We start from the raw sequence: 20,966 nt of genomic DNA on the forward strand, positions 1-20,966 counted from the left end.
AACTCACGGGTCGATGCTGCATGTATCCCTCCAGATGTTTTGAAGGATGAATGGCATGACGGCAGCATCGATGGCGCAGCGCGGAGAGCGAAGCTCAAGAACGTCGAAGGACGAACGCGACCGGCGTCTTGTGCGCTACTGGCTTTATGCGGTTTTCGTTGTGCTGATCGCCATCGTCATGGTGGGCGGCGCCACCCGTATGACCGGGTCTGGCCTGTCCATCACCGAATGGAAGCCGATCCACGGTGTTATTCCCCCGCTCAACCATGCGGAATGGGTGGAAGAATTCGATAAATACCGCCAAATCCCGCAATATCAGCAGATCAACAAGGGCATGGCCCTTGAAGAGTTTCAGTATATTTTCTGGTGGGAATGGGCGCATCGCCTGCTGGCCCGCTTCGTCGGTTTCCTCGTGGCCGTGCCGCTCATCTTCTTCTGGGCGACGGGTCGTCTGAAAGGCGGGCTGAAATACCGTATGCTGGGTCTTCTGGCGTTGGGCGGGTTTCAGGGCGCGATTGGCTGGTGGATGGTCGCATCGGGTCTCAGCGAGCTTACCAGCGTCAGCCAATACCGGCTTGCGATCCACCTCACGACGGCCTGCGTGATTATTACGGCGGTCTTCTCCATTGCGAGAGGGCTTGTGACCTATACGGAGCGCCCGGCAGAGCGGTCGGTGCAGCGCTTTGCCGGATGGCTGGTCTTTGCCGTTCTGGTGCAGATCTATCTTGGTGGTCTGGTGGCCGGGCTGCATGCTGGTCTCACCTTCAACACCTGGCCTTTGATGGATGGCGCGATTATCCCATCCGATCTGTTCATCCAGTCGCCATGGTGGCGTAATCTGTTCGAAAACCCGAAAACCGTGCAGTTCGTGCATCGCATGTTTGCCTATACGGTTCTGGTTCTCACCATTCTCCACACCGTTCAAGTCTGGAAAGAAGCGCCGGGTACGACCCATGCGCGGCGGACGATTGTGCTGCTCGGTCTCGTTCTGGTGCAGGCCGTCATCGGTATCGGAACGTTGCTGATGAGTGTGCCGCTGCATATGGGCCTCACGCACCAGTTCGTCGCACTGATCGTGCTGGCTTTCGCGGTTGCGCATTGGCGCGCAACCAAGGGCGCTTACGCGGGATAGGCCGTCTGGCGCAAATATCTCAGCGCGGTGGCGATCTTCAGTTCCCGCGCTTCGTCGGCATCATTGCCGTCCTCGCGGTGCCACGCGGCTGAAAGACAGCCATAGGCAAAGGCATAATCAAGAATATAGGACGGCGCGCGACCGATGATCGGCGCGAAATGCTCGGCCATGCGCTTGGCACGATCGAGGTCGAGGCAGAGATCGTCACGATCCAGCGGATTGTAAAAGATATTGGCGGCATCGAAAGCCGCATCACCGACCAGTCCGTGCGGATCGATGGCAAGCCAGCCGCGCGGCCCTTGCAGGATGTTTTCGTGATGAATGTCGCCGTGCAGCGGAATGGGCTGGTGCGGTGCCGTCAGCAGTTGCCTTGCAAGCGCTGTAGCCTCCGCATAAAGCGGCGTCTGGTCTGCGACGGCGAAAAGGCCGGAGAAATGCTTGTCGAGCGGTTGCAGATCTGACGGCACAGGCTCGGGCGAGGGCGTATGCAGCGCGGCCAGAACCTGCCCGAAAATCACCAGACAATCCGCATCGTGTCCGTCTTTGAGGTGTTGATCAAGATGATAGCTGCCCGCATATTCGAGCAGCATCGACGTGCCTTTCAGATCGTAAAGACGGGCCGCGCCATGTCCATCCTGCCAGCGCAGATAATGCGCGCCGCGCATTTCCTCCATTCCGGCTGGCTTCAACTGCTTGATAACAAAAACCTCCCCCGGGTGATCGATGCGTTCGACCTTCCAGACGAGGCTTGAATGCGTATCCGCCAGTGGTTCGAACGAACCGATATTCCATTCGTCAGGGAATACCGGTTCAATCGTCATCAGGCTTTGCCGAGCATAAGGTTCATGTTCTGCACTGCCGCACCCGAAGCGCCCTTGCCGAGATTGTCGAGCAGGGCGACCAGATTGACCTGATCGTCGCCTTCGGTGCCGAAGACAAAGAGCTTCATGCCGTCCTTGCCAGCAAGCTCTTCCGCATCGACGCGCGGGAGCTTGGCGCTTTCTTCCAGAGGTACGACTTCGACGATGTCCTGACCGGCATAATGCGCGCTCAAGGCAGCGTGAACCTTTGCAAGCGATGGCCTGCCTTCAAGCTCATTCAGGAACAGCGGAACCTGCACGATCATGCCTTGTGGGAAACGTCCGACGCTCGGGCTGAAGATCGGGCGACGGTCAAGGCGTCCATGCAGCTGCAATTCCGGCACATGCTTGTGATGCAGCGGCAGACCGTAAAGGAAGTTGTTGGAGGCCAGATAGTCCGGACTGTTCTTGTCTTCCATCTGGGCAATCAGCTGCTTGCCGCCGCCCGTATAACCGGAAACGGCATTGACGCTAACGGGATAGTCAGGCGGCAACAGCCCAGCGTCACGCAGCGGACGAATGAGCGCAATTGCGCCAGTCGGATAGCAGCCCGGGTTGGCGACAAGGCGCGCCTCGGCAATGCGCTCGCGCTGGCCTTTGGCCAGTTCGGCAAAGCCATAGGCCCATTCCAGATGCACGCGGAATGCGGTCGACGTATCGATGATCCGGGTCGAATTATGGTCCCGAAGCAGGGAAACGGCTTCTTTCGATGCATCGTCAGGCAGGCACAGAATGGCAATGTCGGCAGAGCGCAGATAGTCGGCGCGCAAATCCTTGTTGCGCCGCTCGGCTTCCGGGATTGAAATCACTTCAAGATCGTCGCGCTCGGCCAGACGGCTGCGGATTTGCAGGCCGGTGGTGCCGTGTTCGCCATCGATGAAGATTTTCGGTTTCATGCTTTTGCCTTTTGATTTCATAAAGTTACGACAAATTCCGGAATCGGTTTTTCAACCGCTTGAATCAATTTCTCAACCGCGCAAAAGCGGCGCCGTCATCGTCGTTCCTTTTTCTCTGCCAGCAGACCCAGATAATACATTGCGATTGTGGCTCCAGCGATAGCCGTAATATCGGCATGATCATAAGCTGGTGCAACCTCGACCACATCCGCGCCGACAAAGTCAAGCGGCGTGAGCTTGCGCAGGATCGACAGCATTTTGGCGGACGAAGGGCCGCCAGCAACCGGTGTGCCCGTGCCGGGCGCAAAAGCAGGATCAAGGCAATCGATATCGAATGTCAGATAGCTCTTCTTGCCAGCCGTGCGCTTTAGAATGGCGTCGGCAATCTCCGCCGCCGTCATGTCTTCGACTTCGTGGCCGTAAATGATCCTGATGCCGCAATCTTCCGGCGCATGGGTGCGAATACCGACCTGAATGGAGTGGTCCGGGTCGATAATGCCGTCGCGCACAGCGCGGGCAACGAAAGAGCCATGATCGATCCGCTTGCCGTCATCGAACCACGTGTCCTGATGCGCATCGAACTGCACCAGCGCCAGCGGGCCGTATTTCGCGGCATGGGCTTTCAGAAGCGGCCATGTCACGAAATGATCGCCGCCAAGTGTCAGCAAAAATGCATCGGATTTCAGGATCTTCGCCGCTTCGCGCTCGATCGTGGCCGGGGTCTTATAATGATTGCCATAGTCGAGCAGGCAGTCGCCATAGTCGATGACGGCGAGATTTTCGAACAGGTCGCGCTGGAACGGATATTGCGGGTCATTGTCGAAAATGGCCGATGCACGCCGGATGGCCTGCGGACCGAAACGCGCGCCGGGCCTGTTGGATACCGCAGCGTCGAACGGAATGCCCCAGACAACAGCTTCCGCGCCTTTGAGCGATTTCGTATAGACGCGCCGCATGAAAGACAGCACGCCCGCATGGGTCGGGTCTGTCGCAGCGCTTGTCAGGCTGCGTGCGGTAAATGCGTGATCAATGGTCTTGGATGGCATGGCCGTTTCCCGATGAAGCTCAGACTTCTATAACCGGTCATTTGAGAAATTGGGAAGAGGTTTTAATCCCGATCGAAGCCGTAGGCGCGTTCGATACGACCAATACGGACGCGATAGGTTTCATACCATTGCTGGCGACCAAGCTTTTGCGCCACGAGATGGTCCACTTCACGCTTCCACGCCCTAATGCTGTCTTCATCCGTCCAGAATGAATTTGTAATGCCGAAGCCTTCCGCATCGCGAGCGCTTTCCACACCCAGATAGCCGGGTTGTTGCGCCGCGAGTTCGGCCATGCGCACAGCCATATCGCCATAGCCATCGTCGTCACCAATGCGCTGCGAGGCAAAGGTCACGACGTAATAAGGCGGCTCTGGTGTAATGGCAAAGCGGTCGGATGACATCGCGCTGGCTCCTTGCTGGCTGATTCCTGAAATCCATAACAAAAAGCGGGCCCGAAAGCCCGCTTTTCCGTAGGTCAGAAGCGATGAACGCGGGTTCTTGGCGCGTTAGAAGTTAACCGCAAGGTTCACTTTGAATGCGTGGTCCTGCGCTTTATTTGCGAATTGCCCCCGATAATGCAGTCCGAGAGACGTGTTGTGCGTCAGATTGAAGTCCAGACCGGCTTGCGCGTAGAACAGGTTGCGGTCGAGAGGCAGCCCGGCAACCACGAAACCGGACTCATTTCCAAAGCTCAGCATTGTCTCCGGTTGGGTATAGCTATTGTGCTGCCAGCCGAGAGCGAGCCTCGTATTGACGCTGGTATTCTCGGAGATCGCATAATTGTTCGAAAGACGGATGCCGAGATAGTTGCTCAACAGGCTGCTGGTTGCTCCAGAGCCGGAGAGGGCGGTCACAGCCTCGTTTTCAGTGAAGCCATTGGTCTTGGCATAAGCGTAGGAAATCCCCGCGAAGGGTTCCAGCAGCGTCAGCTTGGTGCCGATATTGTAACCGAGTTCCGCAAATCCCTGGAAACTGCTGGCCTTGTAACTCGCGCGATTATCATTAGCGATTTCGCTGAAGCGGATCGTGCGGCGGCTATCAATATCGTGCAGATTGGCATTGCCGCCAAAAGTCAGATTGAAATTCTGCCATGCATAGCCGCCATAGGCACCCACCTGAAAACTATCGATCTTCGCAGACGACAGGCCACTATTGAGCGAGGATTGCATGTAACCAGCGAACATCCCCAATTGCCAGTCGTCGGACACCTCGCCGTCAATGCCGGTTATGAAGCCGGTAGCACTACGGCTCATACCCTGCGCTTCGCCGTCGCTCTTGAAATGCGCTCTCGAATTATAGGCCTGTCCCCAAACGCCGTTCTTAAGCAGCGCATCGAGCGCATTCGCCGAATGGGTGAAACGCCTGACAGACAGGCCATTCATACGCTGCATCACCGCTTCGCGAGGCAACTGGTTGTCATAAAGAAGCGAGGTCAGCGTGGATGCATAAATGTCGCCGGACAGTTGAGTATAGGCTTCCGACACATTGTCCTCGACGCGTGAGGTGAACACGTTCTTGTAGAGCTTATTGTGCTGGCCGAGCGCCTGCAATGCGTCGGCAACATTTCGTTGCTGATTGTTTGCCGCATATACTGAGAACCTTTTTTCCTGCTTTACAAAGGTGACGCCGACTTCATTTTTTTTATAATCAAGCTCTTCGCCGATGAAATTATATGTCGGTGAAACCTTATTGAAGCGCCCCGTGATGCCATTGTCTGCTTTCAGGAAGACGCTGCTTTTGCCCAATCTTGCGATGATCTCGTCAACAGTCAACGGTACGCGCTTCCTGTCGCCGTCAAACACGACACCACCCGCAAGCTGCGCTCGATTGCTGCCATAGAGCAGGGATGTGCTGCCATCAGCACCCACGCCGATATCGAGAGTGCTGCCTTCTTTCAGGTCTATGTCGCCATTGGCTTTCAATGTCTTCGTGCCGGATGTACGGAAATCGCCCGGCGCGACATGAGCACCATTTCCCGCTGTTATACCTCCGGTAAAGCCCGTGCCACTTAGCGTGCCGCCGGAATGAACCAGAACCGGAGAGGTAATCGAACCGTTGACCATCAATTCGCCAGCGTAGATGTCGGTCGTCCCTTTATAGCTGTTCTGGCCTCCCAAGATTGTAATGCCCTGTCCGACCTGTTGTACGCGGCCATCGCCGGTAATTTTGCCATCGAAACTCAGCAGATTGCTGCGGTTGAACGACAGAAACGCATCTTTCTGCATCAAGTCGACATCGCCGATAATGGACCCAGTTTTGCCGCCATTGCCAAGCTCCAATCCGCCTTCGAGAACGAAGCTGTTGCCGGTATATTTGTTTTCGCCCGTCAGCGTCAGCTTGCCAGACTGCATCTTGTAGAGCGATCTGTCTCCATCCAGATAGCCCGATACGATCTTATCGGATGTGGGAAAGAAAATGTTGCGCTCGGTCTTGAAAAGTCCGTCGGGAGACCGGACGTAGAAACCCGCCAATTCAGGGTTCGACCAATATTCCCGCATGTAATTGGCAATGTAGTTGTGTGTCCGTGTCGTGGGATGAATGTCATCCCAGAAAACATATTCGTTCTGTAATGCTGAGCCCCGCGGCTGATTCAAACATGAGGGCGTGCCCACGCAATTGCCCGTCGCATTGGTGAAGCCGAAAATGCCGGGATATTTAATAACCATATCCAGTATGTTGGCTACTTTAGGCGCATAGACCACGGCGTCGGGGTGTTTTTTCCTGAAGGCGGCTATGCTGTCGGCGATGGCGTTGTTGAAATCTTCTGTTGCAGCCTTGGAAGGAATGCCGTGCGAGTTCGCATAACGTGGAACTTTTGAAAAGTCGGGCAAGTCGGGCACAAGGAACTGCCGTGCGCCTGCGCGATAAAGGCGTTCCAGCGCTCCGGATAATTCGTTTCCGCTGAATTCCGCCTTTACTCGGGTCGAGACGCCGTCGTCGAGCGCGTCCATGGCGTCATTGCCGCCCGCCCATAGAGGGACAAGAGTATGAGGGGAAATGGAATTATTCCCGTGAATGAATTCTTCCACTTCATCTGCAATGGATGGAACAATCAACGATTCCGGGAAACCGGCATCCTGATATTTCGTGCCGCCGATAGCATAGTTTACATTGGCATCGCCGTTCGGGGTATTGCTTCCGAAATCGCCGTTGCGCAACCGAAATATCATGAATGCCGTGCCTCTTTTCTGGTTTGGAAAGAGATATTCGTTCCAGACCCATCCATTGCTGAAGCGCCCGTCAGTGGTGATTCTTCTCTTAATCTTTTTAACGATCCAATCGTTGAATGTGCCGTTATCGCTCAGGCTGTCGCCGAAGATGATGGCCCTGTTGAAGTAGGTCCTTTCGTCATTATCGGTTATGCTCTGTGAGTAAGCCGTAGTGGAAAATATAGAAATAATAGAGGTGATCGCAGCCAACAAAGAATTGGTTTTTCTATTAAAAATATAGGTCAAAATAAATACTCTGATTAATATTATTAAAATTTATATAGATAAAAAACTAGTAGAATAAAAATAGCTTAAATGAGCCTCCTGTGAATAGGGATCGGAGGGGTGTTGAAACCAAAAAAGCGAGCCTTGCGGCTCGCTTTTTTTGTAAGTCCAAACGGTAGAATATTGCCGTTCGAAAATTTGATCCCAAGCGCCGGAGCGCTTGGGAATATTCCTTGAAGCGGATTAGCGCTTCGAGAACTGGAAGGAACGGCGAGCCTTGGCCTTACCGTACTTCTTACGTTCAACAACGCGGCTATCGCGGGTCAGGAAGCCACCCTTCTTGAGAACCGTGCGCAGGCCCGGTTCGTAGTAGGTGAGGGCCTTCGAGATGCCGTGACGAACGGCGCCAGCCTGACCGGACAGGCCACCACCAGCAACGGTAGCAACGATGTCGAACTGGCCAAAGCGGTTCGAAGCGATGATCGGCTGCTGAAGGATCATCTGCAGGACCGGACGTGCGAAATACTTTTCGAATTCCTTGTCGTTGACGGTGATCTTGCCGGAGCCCGGCTTGACCCAAACGCGTGCAACGGCGTCCTTACGCTTGCCGGTGGCATAAGCGCGGCCCTGTGCGTCCAGCTTCTGGACGTGAACCGGAGCGGCAGCTTCGGTCTTGGCAACAGTGCCGAGTTCTTCGAGCGAGTTGAGCTGCTCAGCCATGATTATGCATTCCCTTTGTTCTTGCGGTTCAGCGCTGCGACGTCGAGGACTTCCGGCTGCTGAGCTTCATGCTGATGGTTCGGACCTGCATAAACGCGCAGGTTCTTCATCTGGCGACGGCCGAGCGGACCGCGTGGGATCATACGCTCAATAGCCTTCTCGACAACGCGTTCCGGGAAACGGCCTTCGAGAATCTGGCGAGCAGTGCGCTCCTTGATGCCGCCCGGATGGCCGGTGTGCCAGTAATAAACCTTGTCAGTGTACTTCTTGCCGGTCAGAACAACCTTGTCGGCATTGATGATGATGACATTGTCGCCATCGTCAACATGCGGGGTGAAGGTTGCTTTGTGCTTGCCACGCAGGCGATTGGCGACGATAGTTGCGAGACGACCAACGACGAGACCTTCGGCGTCGATCAGTACCCACTTCTTCACCACTTCAGCCGGCTTCTGAGAAAAAGTTGCCATTGAAGTCTTCCTTAGACTAATCCCCGACATTGTATCAGGGCTTTTTTTGTTGCTTGTGTTGGAGCTATCCAACCCGAACGGGCGTGCAAAAGTTAAGTTTCGCTCGCTTCCGGCGGGTCGATACACAAACTCTGCCCCGTCGTCAAGCCCCGCCTTTGCGTGATGATTTTAAAATAACAACAAAATCAATGACTTGCATATTTGGTATTATAATACCTTATGTTTTTTAACGTGGTGGGATCGAATAGGTGGCCGTCGCATGCGCCACCAGCTCGCCGGTAACACCATCGGTCAGGCTGATATCGAGAACGGCGAGACGTTTTCCAAGCTTCAGAAGCCGCGCAACAGCTTCTACCGCGCCGGGCGAAGGCTTGCGCAGGAAATTGATGTTGAGATTTGTGGTCACCGCCAGCGCGACAGGCCCGATATGCGCCAGAATAGCGGCATAGGCTGCGACATCCGCCAGCGCAAAAAGTGCAGGACCTGAGACCGTGCCGCCGGGGCGCAAATGTTGCTCATCGGCGTGAAGGCGCATCGTGGCGGAACCTTCATCGATTGCAACAATCTCGAAACTGTCGCCAAGCTGCGGAAACTCGCGCTTCATGAAGGCGCGCAGGTCCTCGATATTCATCACCGGTGCCAAGGTTGTGTGCCGTGCCGTATTGATATTCATCCAATCCTCCCAATCTTTATAGGAATAGAAGCGTGGACCGTCGTGTTGCAAGCGGCATCCGCTCATGCGAACGATATAACAGTGACGCAATGGAAGCCGGTGAGGAAAAACATGCAAAATCCGTCTGACGACCAGATTCGCGATATTCTCCAATCCGTCAAAACAATTGCGCTTCTTGGCGCTTCGCCGAAGCCTGAACGCCCGAGCAATGGCGTGATGGAGTTTCTGCTTTCCAAGGGCTATCACGTTATTCCGGTCAATCCAGGGCAGGTCGGCAAGGAAATCCATGGTCAGCGCGTTGTGGCGCGGCTGGCCGATATTGAAGAGCCCGTGGATATGGTCGATGTGTTTCGTGAAGCTTCCTCACTGCCCGGCATTGTGGACGAAATTCTTTCCATGAAACAGCGTCCTTCGGTTTTATGGGCGCAGCTCGGCGTTGTTCACGAGGAAGCGGGCAAACGTGCCGAAGAGGCCGGGCTGAAAGTCGTCATGGATCGTTGTCCGGCTATCGAATATCCGCGTTTGATCGGATAACCGTTTGAAGTCGAAATAAATTTCTGCGTTTTGGTACGGGTCGAAAAATTCCTCCTTTGCTTTCTTTTGGGCAAAGCCTAACGTCCGCTCTCAAAGAGTGGCATTCGTTATCAGGAGGAATAAATGTCCAAACGCTCACCCGGCATAGAAACACTGGCCGTTCACGCAGGCGCAAAGCCGGATCCGACGACGGGCGCGCGTGCAACGCCGATCTATCAGACGACGTCTTTCGTGTTTGAGGATGCGGATCATGCTGCCGCCCTGTTCGGACTTCAGGCGTTCGGCAATATCTATACGCGCATCACCAATCCGACGACGGCAGTGCTGGAAGAGCGTATCGCAGCGCTTGAAGGCGGCACAGCCGCCGTTGCAACGGCATCGGGGCATGCCGCTCAGCTGCTCGTTTTCCACACGCTGTTGCAGCCCGGCGATAATTTCGTCGCTGCACGCCAGCTTTATGGTGGTTCGATCAACCAGTTCGGTCAGTCGTTCAAATCATTCGGCTGGCAGGTGCGCTGGGCCGATGCCTCCAACCCAACCGATTTTGCCAAGCAGATCGACGGCAAGACGCGCGCGATCTTCATTGAAAGCTTCGCCAATCCGGGCGGCATTGTCGTGGATATCGAAGCCATTGCCGAAATCGCCCATAAGCATGGTCTGCCTTTGATCGTAGACAACACGCTGGCTTCGCCTTACCTCGTGCGCCCGATTGAACATGGTGCGGATATTGTCGTGCATTCGCTGACAAAGTTTATTGGCGGTCACGGCAATTCCATGGGCGGCATTCTCATTGACGGCGGAACCTTCGACTGGGCGAAGTCGGGCAACTATCCGCTTCTGACCGAACCGCGTCCGGATTATGCAGGTCTGGAACTGCACAAGACCTTCGGCAATATCTCTTTTGCCATTGCGGCCCGCGTACTGGGGCTTCGCGACTTTGGCCCGGCAATTTCGCCGTTCAATGCGTTCCAGATCCTGACCGGCGTTGAAACCCTGCCGCTCCGCATGCAGCGCCACTGCGACAATGCACAAAAGGTTGCGACCTGGCTGCATGGCCATGAGAAGGTTTCCTGGGTGAATTATGCCGGTCTGCCGCATGACAAATATCATGCACTTCAGCAGAAATATGCGCCGAAGGGCGCGGGCTCGGTTTTCACCTTCGGTCTCAAGGGTGGCTACGATGCAGGCGTGAAATTCGTAGACAGCCTCGACCTGTTCTCGCTGCTGGCCAATATCGGCGATACCCGCTCGCTGGTTATCCATCCGGCTTCGACCACGCATCGCCAGCTAAGCGACGAGCAGAAGGTGGCAGCTGGTGCGGGACCGGATGTGGTGCGTCTGTCCATCGGTATCGAGGATGCCGACGATATCATCGCCGATATCGAACAGGCTCTGGCCAAGGTCTGACTGGATGAGCCGGTTTCTCGACTTCGACCTGACCGGCATTGAACCGGAAGAGGGCGCGCCCTCGCCGGAGCGCGTTCTTTCCGGCGATCCCAAATTCAGGACATGGAATTTGGAAGAAAATGCCGACGGCACGCTCTTTGCTGGCATCTGGGAAAGCACGCCGGGAAAATGGCGGATCGAATATGACGAATGGGAGTTCTGTCACATTCTGTCTGGCCGCTCGATCGTGAGCGAGGAGGGCGGAGCGAGCCGGGAAGTCAAGGCGGGCGACAGTTTTGTCATTCGCCCCGGCTTCAAAGGCAGTTGGGATGTGCTGGAAACCACCCGCAAGGAATATGTGATCAAGCTCTGACAAAAGAAAAGGCTGCGAAACTCGCAGCCTTTTTGATTCTTGCCTTACCGGGGCTCGTCGCCACGCGGTCTGATATAGGCGCGGGGCCCGCTGTTACCTGACGGTGGCCTTGCTTCGGGGCGTGGTCGCGATGGGCGTTCGGCTTGCGGGGGCCGAGGCCGTTTACCCTGCGGCGGGCGTGGACGGTCCGGTCTGTTATAATCCGGGCGACGGTCGCGATCACGATAACGGTAATCGCGGTAGCGTGAGTCCCGGTAATAGCGCGGGTAATTGCGATAATAACCGCCGCTGTCATAAACGACGCCCGTGCCGATATAGCTGCCCTGTACATAATAAGGGTCGTAATAGCCGCCGCCATAATAGCCTTCGGACACGCACCCGGTGAGGGTCAACCCCGATATGCCAATGCCAACGGCGATCAGAAGTGATTTTAATGACATGGCTGTCGCTCCTTGAAAGGCCGAAAACGGCGTGCATTGCCGCACCGTTTTTCAGCGAACTCTATTCACTTGGTATTATGCCGAAAGGGATTCAAGCGGCAAAATCAATAAAGATTGCAGAGTGATAGCTATATTCTTTTTCGCGGCTCTCTCACACCTTGGGATACCTATTAGCATTGGCCGGAAGCACATGTTCCGATAATTTCTGGCCGGAATAAATAAACAGCCGCCCACAGGGGGCGGCTGTTTAGTGTGAGCCTTGATTGTCTTAAAGCCGATTTTAAGAATTACTTGCCTGCATCTTCAACTTTGCCGGCAATTTCAGTGAACTTTTCACTGATGGTCGAGCCGAGGGTGGTTGCGCCACCGATGATGACAACTGCGATCAGAGCGGCGATCAGGCCGTATTCAATAGCGGTTGCACCGGATTCATTTTTGCGAAAACGCGAGAAAAGCTTGGACATGTGTTGCTCCTGAGACTCTGCTTTTATTAGCTGGTCGTCTTGACCTGGGAGCAAATTACACGGGCAATTCTTTTTGCGCTCTTAAGTTGCATGGTAAATAGAAGATAAGCGTCCTGTATGCTTAATAAATTGCTGAATTAGTGAGCTTAGTGAGCGCCATTAAATTTGTGGTGGAGGCATTGACCGCCGAGAGCCAGACAAACAAAAACCCCGCACTGGGCGGGGTTCGTTTTCGAAAGGTGGCGGATCTTACTTGGGGAGCTGCGCGCCAGCCTGCTTCACGGCATCGGCCATGGTCTGGCACAGCTTTTCTTCGGAAATGTTCTGCGCCTTTGCGCTGCCGGCGATATCCTGCTCCATGCCCATGACGGAAACCTTGCCCTGCTTGCCAGCTTCTTCTGCGGCTTCTGCCTTGGCGGTATCAGCCGGAGGAGGGATCATTCCGAGCATCTTGTTCTGGATTTCAATGGCCGCATCGTCAGTATAGCCCTTGTCTTTGCAATAGGTCAGCACGCCAAGCTGATTGCGAGCCGCGCTGTAGGCCATTTCCATCTGCTCAGGCGTCGCTTGCGCGAAAGCCGCGGTAAGATTTGCTCCGAGAAACAAGCCAGTCAAAGAAATGCGAATGACATTGCGCATCATAATTCCTCTCCATGATTCAAATGCACGGAGAGATAATGCGATTTTACCAATTGGGAAAATTCAAGAAAGATTAATTAGTGAAATGTAATATAATAGAATTAAATTCTTCTAAATTTTAAATCAGCGTCATATTTGCCTTTTAGGCTCATTGCGCTGCTCTGCTTTTGCCGAGATACACTATGTTTCGATGACTGGCATCGGGACAAGCCCGGTTTCCTTGAAGCATCAGGAACATTCGCTCAGCTGGCTAAATTATGGGGGCTGCTCGCTTGTCAAATTCTGTCGTTTTGAGAAAATAGTCGAAACTGTGAGAATTGACGAAATTTGCTCTTGCGCTTGGCGCGCGAATTGCCTAAACGGCTCTCACGCGACTGACAAATCAGTCGGGCGATTAGCTCAGTTGGTAGAGCGCTTCGTTTACACCGAAGATGTCGGGAGTTCGAGTCTCTCATCGCCCACCATTCCCCTTAAAATCAAAGTCTTATATCTTGAATGCGGTCATTGAACCATTCAAGGGGTACATTGAGTCGCCTATTCCAGCTCATCTGCTCAGGTCAAGGATGCTCGCCGGAGCAACTCCGGCGAGCATTGTGATTATCCACGAATGAAAGCAAGCAGATCAGCGTTGATCACATCTGCATTGACCGTAAGCATGCCGTGCGAAAAGCCAGGATAGATAATCAATTTGCTGTTTTGCAGCAGCTTGTCCTGCAGAACAGATGCGCATTTATAAGGAACGACCTGATCATCGTCGCCTTGCAAGACGAGTGTTGGAACCGTTATCGCCTTCAGATCTTCTGTCTGATCCGTTTCTGAAAACGCTTTGATCCCCTCATAATGTGCCTTGGCGCTTCCCATCATGCCCTGTCGCCACCAGTTATTGATAACGCCTTGCAATGGCTTCGCGCCCGGACGATTAAATCCATAAAAAGGACCAGAGGGCACATCTATGAAAAACTGCGCGCGATTGGCGGCGAGTGCCGAACGAAAACCATCGAATACTTCGATTGGTGTTCCATCAGGGTTGTTGGCCGTCTTAACCATCAGAGGAGGGACGGAGCTGACCAGAACCGCCTTGGCGACACGACCCTGCGGTTGACCAAATTTTGCTACATAACGCGCGACCTGTCCGCCGCCTGTGGAGTGACCAATATGAACGGCGTTGCGAAGATCGAGATGTTCCGCAACGGCTGACGCGTCAGCAGCGTAATGATCCATATCATGACCATCGCTGACCTGGCTCGAACGGCCATGTCCCCGCCGGTCGTGCGCGACAACACGAAAGCCTTCCTTGAGGAAGAACAGCATCTGATTGTCCCAGTCGTCCGCACTGAGCGGCCAGCCGTGATGGAAATGGATGGGCTGTGCGTCCTTCGGACCCCAATCCTTGTAATAGATTTCAGTGCCGTCTTGTGTCTGAACAAATGCCATCGCGGTTTCTCCTTGAGAGTACCAATGATTTGGGAGGCTAACCCGCATGGCAAATAGCGCTAGCGCCGGTCGTGACAAGGACCAGTGAGAAAAGGAACGCACCGTCCGGCCGCACATCTTCCAGAACATGGGCGTGAGGCCTGAATACAGCGCGTTGTCGGGGCGTCCGAACAAAGTCGATCGGTCGTTCCTTTGTATCGAAATGGCTAATGAAGCCCGCCGACGCCGAGGTGCTCTTCGACTGCATGTTGATCGTCGGATAGTTCCTTGGATGTCCCTGACCAGGCAATGCGGCCGCGCTCCAGAATGATGACGTGATCAGCAAAATCAAGCGCGCTCTGAATGCGTTGCTCGACAAGCAGGATCGTCATGTCGCCCTTCTGCGCCAAGGCTGAGAATGCAGCCATCAGTTCTTCGCAGATAACCGGTGCGAGGCCTTCGAGCGGTTCATCGAGCAGCAGTACCGTCGGCTTGCCGAGAATACTGCGCGCCGTTGAAAGCATCTGCTGCTCGCCACCGGAAAGCTGCGAACCGAGATTGCGGCGGCGTTCCTTGAGGCGCGGGAACATCGCATAGGCTTCTTCAAGTGCGTCTTTCGGGCGCTTCTTCAAGCCGACAAACAGATTTTCTTCCACCGTGAGGGTTGGGAAGACGTCACGGGTCTGCGGCACATAGCCAAGACCGGCAAGCGCGCGGGCTGCTGACGGCAGCGTCGCGATATTCTGGCCGCCGAGCAGGATTTCGCCGCCATAGCGGCGGGTTTGCCCTGCAATGGTCGCAAAGAGGCTAGTCTTGCCGACGCCATTGCGCCCCAATATGGCCAGTCTTGAGCCGGGTTCCACCTTGAGCGACACATCTTCGATAACCCGCGTCGGGCCGTAGCCAGAAGACAGGTTGCGGATTTCAAGCGAGGCTGCACTCATTGCGCATAGCTCCCCAGATAGGCTTCGCGAACGCGGGTATCCTGCACGACATCCTGCGGCAGTCCGTCGAAAATCACGGTTCCTGCGGCCAGAACGACCACGCGTTTGGCAAAGCGGAAAACCAGATCCATATCATGCTCGATCATGAGAACGGCTAGATCGGCGGGCAGGCGGTCGAGCGCTTCTTCGATGCGGCCTGTATCGCTTTGCGGCACGCCAGCAGCAGGTTCGTCCAGCAGGAGCACCTTCGGGCGCAGCGCCAATGCCAGTGCGATTTCCAGCAATCGTTGCTGGCCATAAGCAATCTGGCTGACACGCAGCTGGCTGAGCGGTAACAGGCCGAGTGTGTCGAGAATATCGCGCACCTCATCCATCACACCCGGCATTTTATGATAGTCACCGAGAATGCGGCCCGTCTTGCCCTCACGTTGCAGAATCGCAAGAGCGACATGCTCCTCTGGCGTCATGTCGAAGAAGAGGCGCGTGACCTGAAACGAACGCACCAGACCGCGCCGCACGCGCTGCATGGCGTTGAGCTTCGAGACATTCTCGCCACCGAGCGTCACTGTGCCGGAGGTGGCCGGAAGGTTACCTGTCACGAGATTGACGAAGGTAGTCTTGCCTGCGCCGTTCGGTCCGATGAGGGCGACGCGGTCGCCCTTGGCCATGCTGAGCGAAACGTCGTTAGTGACCGCCAGACCGCCGAAATTCTTTCGCAGTTTTGAAACTTCAAACACGGTGCTCATGCGTTGCGCGCCTTCCGCTTCTCGAAATAATGGACAGCGGTGCCGTAGAGGCCGCGCGGGGCGAACAGCACCACGAGGATCAGCAATGCGCCAACCATGGTAAGCCAGTGGAACGGATTGGCCGCAGAGACCAGATCTTCAAACCACATGAAGACGACAGTGCCGATCAGCCCGCCGAACAATGTGCCTGTACCGCCCAGAACCAGCATGACCAGCGCTTCCGCCGACATGGTGAAGCTGAGGCTATCCAGTCCCACAACCTGCGTGGAAATGGCGTTCAACGCGCCGCCGATGCCGGCAATAGCGCCGGAAATGACATACATGCGAAGCTGTGCGGAATGAACCGATGCGCCCATGGCATGGATGCGGATCGGATCTTCCTTCACGCCGCGGCACAGCATACCGAAAGGGGAACGCACGACATAACGCAGGAAAATGAAGGAGACGAGCAGCAGGATAACGCCATAAATATAGACGGTGTGCCCATAGAGATCGAATTCGAAGGTGCCGAAAATCGGATCGGGCGAAATGCCGCTCAAGCCGTCGCTGCCGCCTGTCCACTCAGACGCCTTGTTGGCGGCTTCATGGAAAAGATGCACTACGGCAATCGACAGAACGAGCTGCGCCAATCCATGTGCGCGCAAAATGACGACACCGGAAACAAGCCCCGTGACAGCGCCGGCGGCAAGGCCGACCAGCGTCATGAGGAGCGGATCGGTCACGCCGAAATGCGCTGCGGCTATACCTGCACCATAAGCGCCCGCGCCGAACAATGCGGCATGGCCAAGCGTTGCGATGCCGCAATAGCCGGTGACGAGATCGAGCGAGAGCACGAGAAGGGCGATGGCGATGATGCGGGTCAGCAGCGCCAGATTATCGGGAAACAGGAACCAGCCAATGATGCTGGCCACGATGATGGCGATGACGCCGATCAGGCCTGCATAGGATTTGCGGCTTTGGGGGAGAGTTTGCGACATGTCGGTCATTTCTTGGCCAACCTTCCGGCAAGGCCGCGTGGAAACAGGGTAACGATCACGATCACCGCTAGATAGAAGAAGAATTCGCCATATTCAGGCGCAAGATAGCGTCCCGTTGTGTCGATGGCTCCAAGCAGGAGACAGGCGATGAGGGCGCCAGGAATGGAACCAGCGCCGCCGACAGATACGACCACGAGGAACGTCACCATATAGCGCAGCGCGTAATAGGGCTCGACTGGCAGCAGTTCTGCGCCGACGACACCGCCAAATGCAGCGAGACCGATAGCGAGTGCAAAGCTGACTGCGTAGACGATTTCGGTTCGAACGCCGAGAGCTGCGGCCATATTGGCGTTATCGACGGCGGCGCGCAGTTTCACGCCGAAGGCGGTGCGCTCGACGATATACCAGAGGCCGATTGCAACGGCGAGACCGCAGCCAATGGCGAAAACGCGGTGCTTGGCGATAGAGCGGAAGCCGAGATCAATCGAGCCACGCAGCATTTCCGGCAGCGGAATGGTCTTCAGCGTCGGGCCGAAAATATAGTTGGTCAGGCCGATGATGCAGAATGTGATGCCGATGGTCATCAGAACCTGCGTCAGCTCCGGCGCGCCATAAATACGACGATAGAGCAGCCTTTCCACCGGAACCGCGATGATCATCGTGCCGATAACGGCGATGATGATAGCGAAACCGTAATTGAGGCCAAGCTGGTGCGCGGCATAAGAGGCGAAATAGCCGCCGATCATCGCAAAGGCGCCATGCGCCAGATTGACAACGCGCATCAGACCCATGGTGACAGAAAGGCCGATAGAGATGACGAAGAGCACCATGCCATAGGCAAGGGCATCGATGGCAATGCTGAGCACAGTCTGCATTGAGTAATCCTGTTAGATTGATTCTCTGGCCGGAGGCTGAGAAAAAGTCGCTCCCGGAAAGATCCGGGAGCGTAAGCGCCCCATATTCCATGGAATGTGGGGCGGGCTGAACCGTGAAGCAGGTGAATTACTTGGCCTTTAGGCCCGGATCACCCTGCTTTTCGAAGGTCTGGATTTCCTTGTTGTAGTAGCTGCCGTCTTCCGCCTTGGCGACTTCACGCAGATAGATATTCTGCGTCAGGTGACGGCTTTCCGGATCGATGGAAACCGGGCCGCGCGGGCTGACCCATTCCATGCCTTTGACGGCTTCCACTGCCTTTTCCGCATCCTTCTTGCCGCCGGTCGCTTCGATCATCTTGTAGATGACGTGCATGCCATCATAGGCGCCGACAGATGGGAAGGACAGTTCGGCAGGATTGCCGATTGCCTTTTGGGCTTCTTCGACGAACTTCTTGTTTTCAGGAGAGTCGTGCGAAATCGCATAGTGGAAGGTGGTCAATACGCCCAGCGCCGTTTCGCCGAGAGCGGGAAGGTCGGATTCCTGCGTCAGGTCGCCCGGCGCAAAAAGCTGTACGCCGCCATTTTTCAAGCCGTTATCGACATAGGCTTTCATGAAGCCGAGCGTGGTGGGACCAGACGGTAGAAAGGCGAAAACGCCCTGCGCACCGGAATCCTTGATGCGCTGCATGATCGGACTGAAATCATTGGTGGCAAGCGGCATGCGAATGGCTTCGACCACTTCGCCGCCAGCGTCAGTGAATGCGGCCTTGAATGCATTTTCAGCATCAACGCCCGGGCCGTAATCGCTCACCACGGTGATGACCTTCTTCACACCCTTGTCGATTGCCACCTTGGCAATAGGCGTGGAGGTCTGCCAGGTCGTGAACGACGTGCGAACCACATAAGGGCTCTTGGTCACGATTGCAGACGTGGCTGCATTCATCACCACCATCGGCACATTACCCTGCTTCAGGATGGGCGTGACAGCCATCGCGTCGGGCGTGAAATAGAAGCCTGCCAGATACTGCACGCCTTCCTTGACGACGAGTTCCTGCGCTAGCGCCTTCGACTGGGCCGGATCGGCCTGCGGGACGTCGCGGTAGACGACTTCCACCGTATCATCGCCGATCTTGTTACCGTGCTCTGCCATATAGGCATCGATACCGGCCTTGAAATTTTTGCCCTGAATGGCGAATGGTCCCGAAAACGGGCCGATAACGCCAACCTTAACCACATCGGCATAAGCCGCCGATGCGGTGAGCGACAAAACCGCCAATGCGGTGAGTGCTAATTTCTTCATATTCTCCTCCCAGTTGCCCACCATTCCCGCGCCTGACCGTCGCAGCGCCACAGGGAATGACCTTTCTCCAGAGCGCGTTCCGATCTGATGATATCAGCTCGGTGCGTCTCAGCTTTCGCTCTAACGCGCATCTTTTCCGAAAACCGTTTTACGCCTTTCGGGATGCGCAATAGAATGTCGATCTGATTGTTTATGTAAAATGATATTGTTGGTCGAAATCATAACTGATTGGTTATGGGAATGTCCAAATAAGAAATGAATCAACGCCGTTGCGCACAGACTTTCTTGGGAGGATTTAAGTCGGATATATCCTCACGTTCAAGCCTGATGCGCATTGATAAGCACGATGGCGCGTCAATTAAGAACAAAATAGCGCGCCGGATATTAGGTTGCTTATATTTAGAATGGTAATCCTACGTAGTTTTCAGCCAATGCAGTCGATGCCGCATGAGAATGGCTAATATAGTCCAGTTCCGCTTCCTGCACCTTCTGGTCGAAGGCTTCCATGTCGGGGAAGCGATGCAGCATCTTCGTCATGGACCACGAAAAGCGTTCTGCTTTCCAGATGCGCGCCAGCGCCTTGGCCGAATAGGTGTCAATGCCTGCCGCTGATTCATCGAGATAAAACTCGCGCAGGCCTTCAAACAGGTAGTGAACATCGCTCGCCGCCAGATTGAGACCCTTGGCGCCCGTCGGCGGCACAATATGCGCAGCGTCGCCTACGAGGAACAGCTTTCCGAAACGCATCGGTTCGGCAACAAAGGAACGGAGCGGCGCTATGGACTTCTCGAACGACGGGCCGGTCACCAGGGCTTCCGCGTGATTTTCGGGGAGGCGACGGCGCAGCTCGTCATAGAAACGGTCGTCGCTCCAGTCCTCGATCTTTTCGTCCAAGGAGCACTGGAGATAGTAGCGACTGCGGGTTTCCGACCGCATCGAACACAGGGCAAAGCCGCGTTCGTGATTGGCATAGATCAGTTCATGATCGACCGGCGGGATATCCGCCAGAATGCCAAGCCATCCGAACGGGTAGACTTTCTCGAAAGAGGTGATGGCCTTTTCCGGCACCGATTTGCGGCTGACGCCGTGATAACCGTCACATCCGGCAATGAAATCGCAGTCGATGCGGTGCGTGACGCCATCCTTCTCATAGGTAACGTAGGGCGAAGCGCCGTCAAAATCATGCGGCGTGACGTTTGACGCTTCATAAATACCGACAGTACCGGATTTGTGCCGTTCATCCATCAGATCGTGCGTCAGTTCCGTCTGGCCATAAACGGTCACGCGTTTGCCGGTCAGGGCATGAAGGTTGATGCGGTGATCTCGCCCGTCGAAGGCGAGCGAGAAACCGTCATGCGGCAGGCCTTCGCGATGCAGGCGTTCAGCAGCGCCTGCTTCTTCCATCAAACGAACGGTGCCTTCTTCCAGCACACCGGCGCGCACGCGACCAAGAATATAGCTTTCGCTGGCGCGGTCGAGAATGACATTGTCGATACCGGCGCGCGTCAGGAGTTGTCCGAGCAGAAGACCTGACGGACCGGAACCAATAATGGCGACTTTGGTGCGCATGATTTCCTCCCAATGCAACGAATGCCCTTTATTCTTTGAAACCACCGCAAACTGGCAATGGATTATTGCAGCAATAAA

At 55.2% G+C, this 20,966-nt stretch carries 22 protein-coding genes and 1 tRNA gene; 5 read left to right on the plus strand and 18 right to left on the minus strand.

Going from position 1 to position 20,966, the window contains the following annotated elements:
• Nucleotides 1–55: 55 nt before the first annotated feature.
• Nucleotides 56–1,132, plus strand: a complete 1,077-nt coding sequence (locus FHW03_RS08550) for a COX15/CtaA family protein (protein ID WP_182520251.1) — start codon at nt 56–58, stop codon at nt 1,130–1,132.
• Here FHW03_RS08550 and FHW03_RS08555 read toward each other — a convergent pair.
• From FHW03_RS08555 to FHW03_RS08595, 8 genes are all read right to left on the minus strand, one after another.
• Entirely contained in the window at nt 1,120–1,953 is an 834-nt protein-coding gene (locus FHW03_RS08555; RefSeq protein ID WP_182520252.1) for an aminoglycoside phosphotransferase family protein, read from the minus strand. The two genes, FHW03_RS08550 and FHW03_RS08555, sit on opposite strands and share 13 nt — an antisense overlap.
• Nucleotides 1,953–2,888: an N-acetyl-gamma-glutamyl-phosphate reductase gene (gene argC / locus FHW03_RS08560; protein ID WP_182520253.1), complete on the minus strand. Its 936-nt coding sequence runs from the start codon at nt 2,886–2,888 to the stop codon at nt 1,953–1,955. The genes FHW03_RS08555 and argC overlap by 1 nt, the downstream gene beginning before the upstream one ends.
• Nucleotides 2,889–2,983: 95 nt before the next feature.
• Nucleotides 2,984–3,934 (minus strand): agmatinase, encoded by a 951-nt coding sequence (gene speB, locus FHW03_RS08565; RefSeq protein WP_182520254.1) that lies wholly within the window; start codon nt 3,932–3,934, stop codon nt 2,984–2,986.
• A 62-nt stretch (nt 3,935–3,996) separates the two neighbouring features.
• Nucleotides 3,997–4,335: an antibiotic biosynthesis monooxygenase gene (locus FHW03_RS08570; protein WP_182520255.1), complete on the minus strand. Its 339-nt coding sequence runs from the start codon at nt 4,333–4,335 to the stop codon at nt 3,997–3,999.
• A 105-nt stretch (nt 4,336–4,440) separates the two neighbouring features.
• Complete coding sequence (locus FHW03_RS08575) at nt 4,441–7,389, minus strand: autotransporter domain-containing protein (protein ID WP_377514440.1); 2,949 nt, start codon at nt 7,387–7,389, stop codon at nt 4,441–4,443.
• A 222-nt stretch (nt 7,390–7,611) separates the two neighbouring features.
• Entirely contained in the window at nt 7,612–8,088 is a 477-nt protein-coding gene (gene rpsI / locus FHW03_RS08585) for a 30S ribosomal protein S9 (RefSeq protein WP_182520258.1), read from the minus strand.
• Nucleotides 8,089–8,090: 2 nt separating this feature from the next.
• Complete coding sequence (gene rplM / locus FHW03_RS08590) at nt 8,091–8,555, minus strand: 50S ribosomal protein L13 (protein WP_182520259.1); 465 nt, start codon at nt 8,553–8,555, stop codon at nt 8,091–8,093.
• 226 nt (nt 8,556–8,781) lie between these two features.
• Nucleotides 8,782–9,228, minus strand: coding sequence for a PaaI family thioesterase (locus FHW03_RS08595; RefSeq protein ID WP_182520260.1), 447 nt, complete (start codon nt 9,226–9,228; stop codon nt 8,782–8,784).
• A gap of 111 nt (nt 9,229–9,339) precedes the next feature.
• On the opposite strand from FHW03_RS08595, the gene FHW03_RS08600 reads away from it, so the two are divergent.
• The 3 genes from FHW03_RS08600 (at nt 9,340) to FHW03_RS08610 (ending at nt 11,521) form a co-directional block, all read left to right on the plus strand.
• Nucleotides 9,340–9,762: a CoA-binding protein gene (locus tag FHW03_RS08600; protein WP_182520261.1), complete on the plus strand. Its 423-nt coding sequence runs from the start codon at nt 9,340–9,342 to the stop codon at nt 9,760–9,762.
• 123 nt (nt 9,763–9,885) lie between these two features.
• The gene (locus FHW03_RS08605; protein ID WP_182520262.1) at nt 9,886–11,169 is read left to right on the plus strand and encodes an O-acetylhomoserine aminocarboxypropyltransferase; all 1,284 of its coding nucleotides are present in this window, start codon (nt 9,886–9,888) and stop codon (nt 11,167–11,169) included.
• A 4-nt stretch (nt 11,170–11,173) separates the two neighbouring features.
• Complete coding sequence (locus tag FHW03_RS08610) at nt 11,174–11,521, plus strand: cupin domain-containing protein (protein ID WP_182520263.1); 348 nt, start codon at nt 11,174–11,176, stop codon at nt 11,519–11,521.
• A 44-nt stretch (nt 11,522–11,565) separates the two neighbouring features.
• Here the strand turns inward: FHW03_RS08610 and FHW03_RS08615 are convergent, their stop codons facing one another.
• From FHW03_RS08615 to FHW03_RS08625, 3 genes are all read right to left on the minus strand, one after another.
• Nucleotides 11,566–11,961: a hypothetical protein gene (locus FHW03_RS08615; protein ID WP_182520264.1), complete on the minus strand. Its 396-nt coding sequence runs from the start codon at nt 11,959–11,961 to the stop codon at nt 11,566–11,568.
• A 287-nt stretch (nt 11,962–12,248) separates the two neighbouring features.
• Nucleotides 12,249–12,425, minus strand: a complete 177-nt coding sequence (locus tag FHW03_RS08620) for a Flp family type IVb pilin (RefSeq protein WP_078340533.1) — start codon at nt 12,423–12,425, stop codon at nt 12,249–12,251.
• Between the two features lie 249 nt (nt 12,426–12,674).
• Complete coding sequence (locus FHW03_RS08625; RefSeq protein WP_377514445.1) at nt 12,675–13,067, minus strand: pore-forming ESAT-6 family protein; 393 nt, start codon at nt 13,065–13,067, stop codon at nt 12,675–12,677.
• A 385-nt stretch (nt 13,068–13,452) separates the two neighbouring features.
• Here FHW03_RS08625 and FHW03_RS08630 point away from each other — a divergent pair.
• Nucleotides 13,453–13,528, plus strand: a tRNA-Val gene (locus FHW03_RS08630).
• A gap of 133 nt (nt 13,529–13,661) precedes the next feature.
• Here the strand turns inward: FHW03_RS08630 and FHW03_RS08635 are convergent.
• From FHW03_RS08635 to pobA, 7 genes are all read right to left on the minus strand, one after another.
• Nucleotides 13,662–14,546, minus strand: coding sequence for an alpha/beta fold hydrolase (locus FHW03_RS08635; RefSeq protein WP_377514533.1), 885 nt, complete (start codon nt 14,544–14,546; stop codon nt 13,662–13,664).
• A 158-nt stretch (nt 14,547–14,704) separates the two neighbouring features.
• Nucleotides 14,705–15,421: an ABC transporter ATP-binding protein gene (locus FHW03_RS08640; RefSeq protein ID WP_182520265.1), complete on the minus strand. Its 717-nt coding sequence runs from the start codon at nt 15,419–15,421 to the stop codon at nt 14,705–14,707.
• A complete protein-coding gene (locus tag FHW03_RS08645; protein WP_078340536.1) occupies nt 15,418–16,167 on the minus strand; it encodes an ABC transporter ATP-binding protein in 750 nt (249 codons plus the stop codon). Before FHW03_RS08645 ends, FHW03_RS08640 begins: the two co-directional genes overlap by 4 nt.
• On the minus strand, nt 16,164–17,153 hold the full coding sequence (locus FHW03_RS08650) for a branched-chain amino acid ABC transporter permease (RefSeq protein WP_182520266.1): 990 nt from the start codon (nt 17,151–17,153) through the stop codon (nt 16,164–16,166). Before FHW03_RS08650 ends, FHW03_RS08645 begins: the two co-directional genes overlap by 4 nt.
• Nucleotides 17,150–18,019, minus strand: coding sequence for a branched-chain amino acid ABC transporter permease (locus FHW03_RS08655; RefSeq protein ID WP_182520267.1), 870 nt, complete (start codon nt 18,017–18,019; stop codon nt 17,150–17,152). Before FHW03_RS08655 ends, FHW03_RS08650 begins: the two co-directional genes overlap by 4 nt.
• A 127-nt stretch (nt 18,020–18,146) precedes the next feature.
• The gene (locus FHW03_RS08660; RefSeq protein WP_182520268.1) at nt 18,147–19,319 is read right to left on the minus strand and encodes an ABC transporter substrate-binding protein; all 1,173 of its coding nucleotides are present in this window, start codon (nt 19,317–19,319) and stop codon (nt 18,147–18,149) included.
• Nucleotides 19,320–19,718: 399 nt separating this feature from the next.
• On the minus strand, nt 19,719–20,888 hold the full coding sequence (gene pobA / locus FHW03_RS08665; RefSeq protein ID WP_182520269.1) for a 4-hydroxybenzoate 3-monooxygenase: 1,170 nt from the start codon (nt 20,886–20,888) through the stop codon (nt 19,719–19,721).
• Nucleotides 20,889–20,966 lie beyond the last annotated feature (78 nt).

Source organism: Ochrobactrum sp. RH2CCR150 (assembly GCA_014138095.1).
Lineage (GTDB): Bacteria > Pseudomonadota > Alphaproteobacteria > Rhizobiales > Rhizobiaceae > Brucella > Brucella gambitense.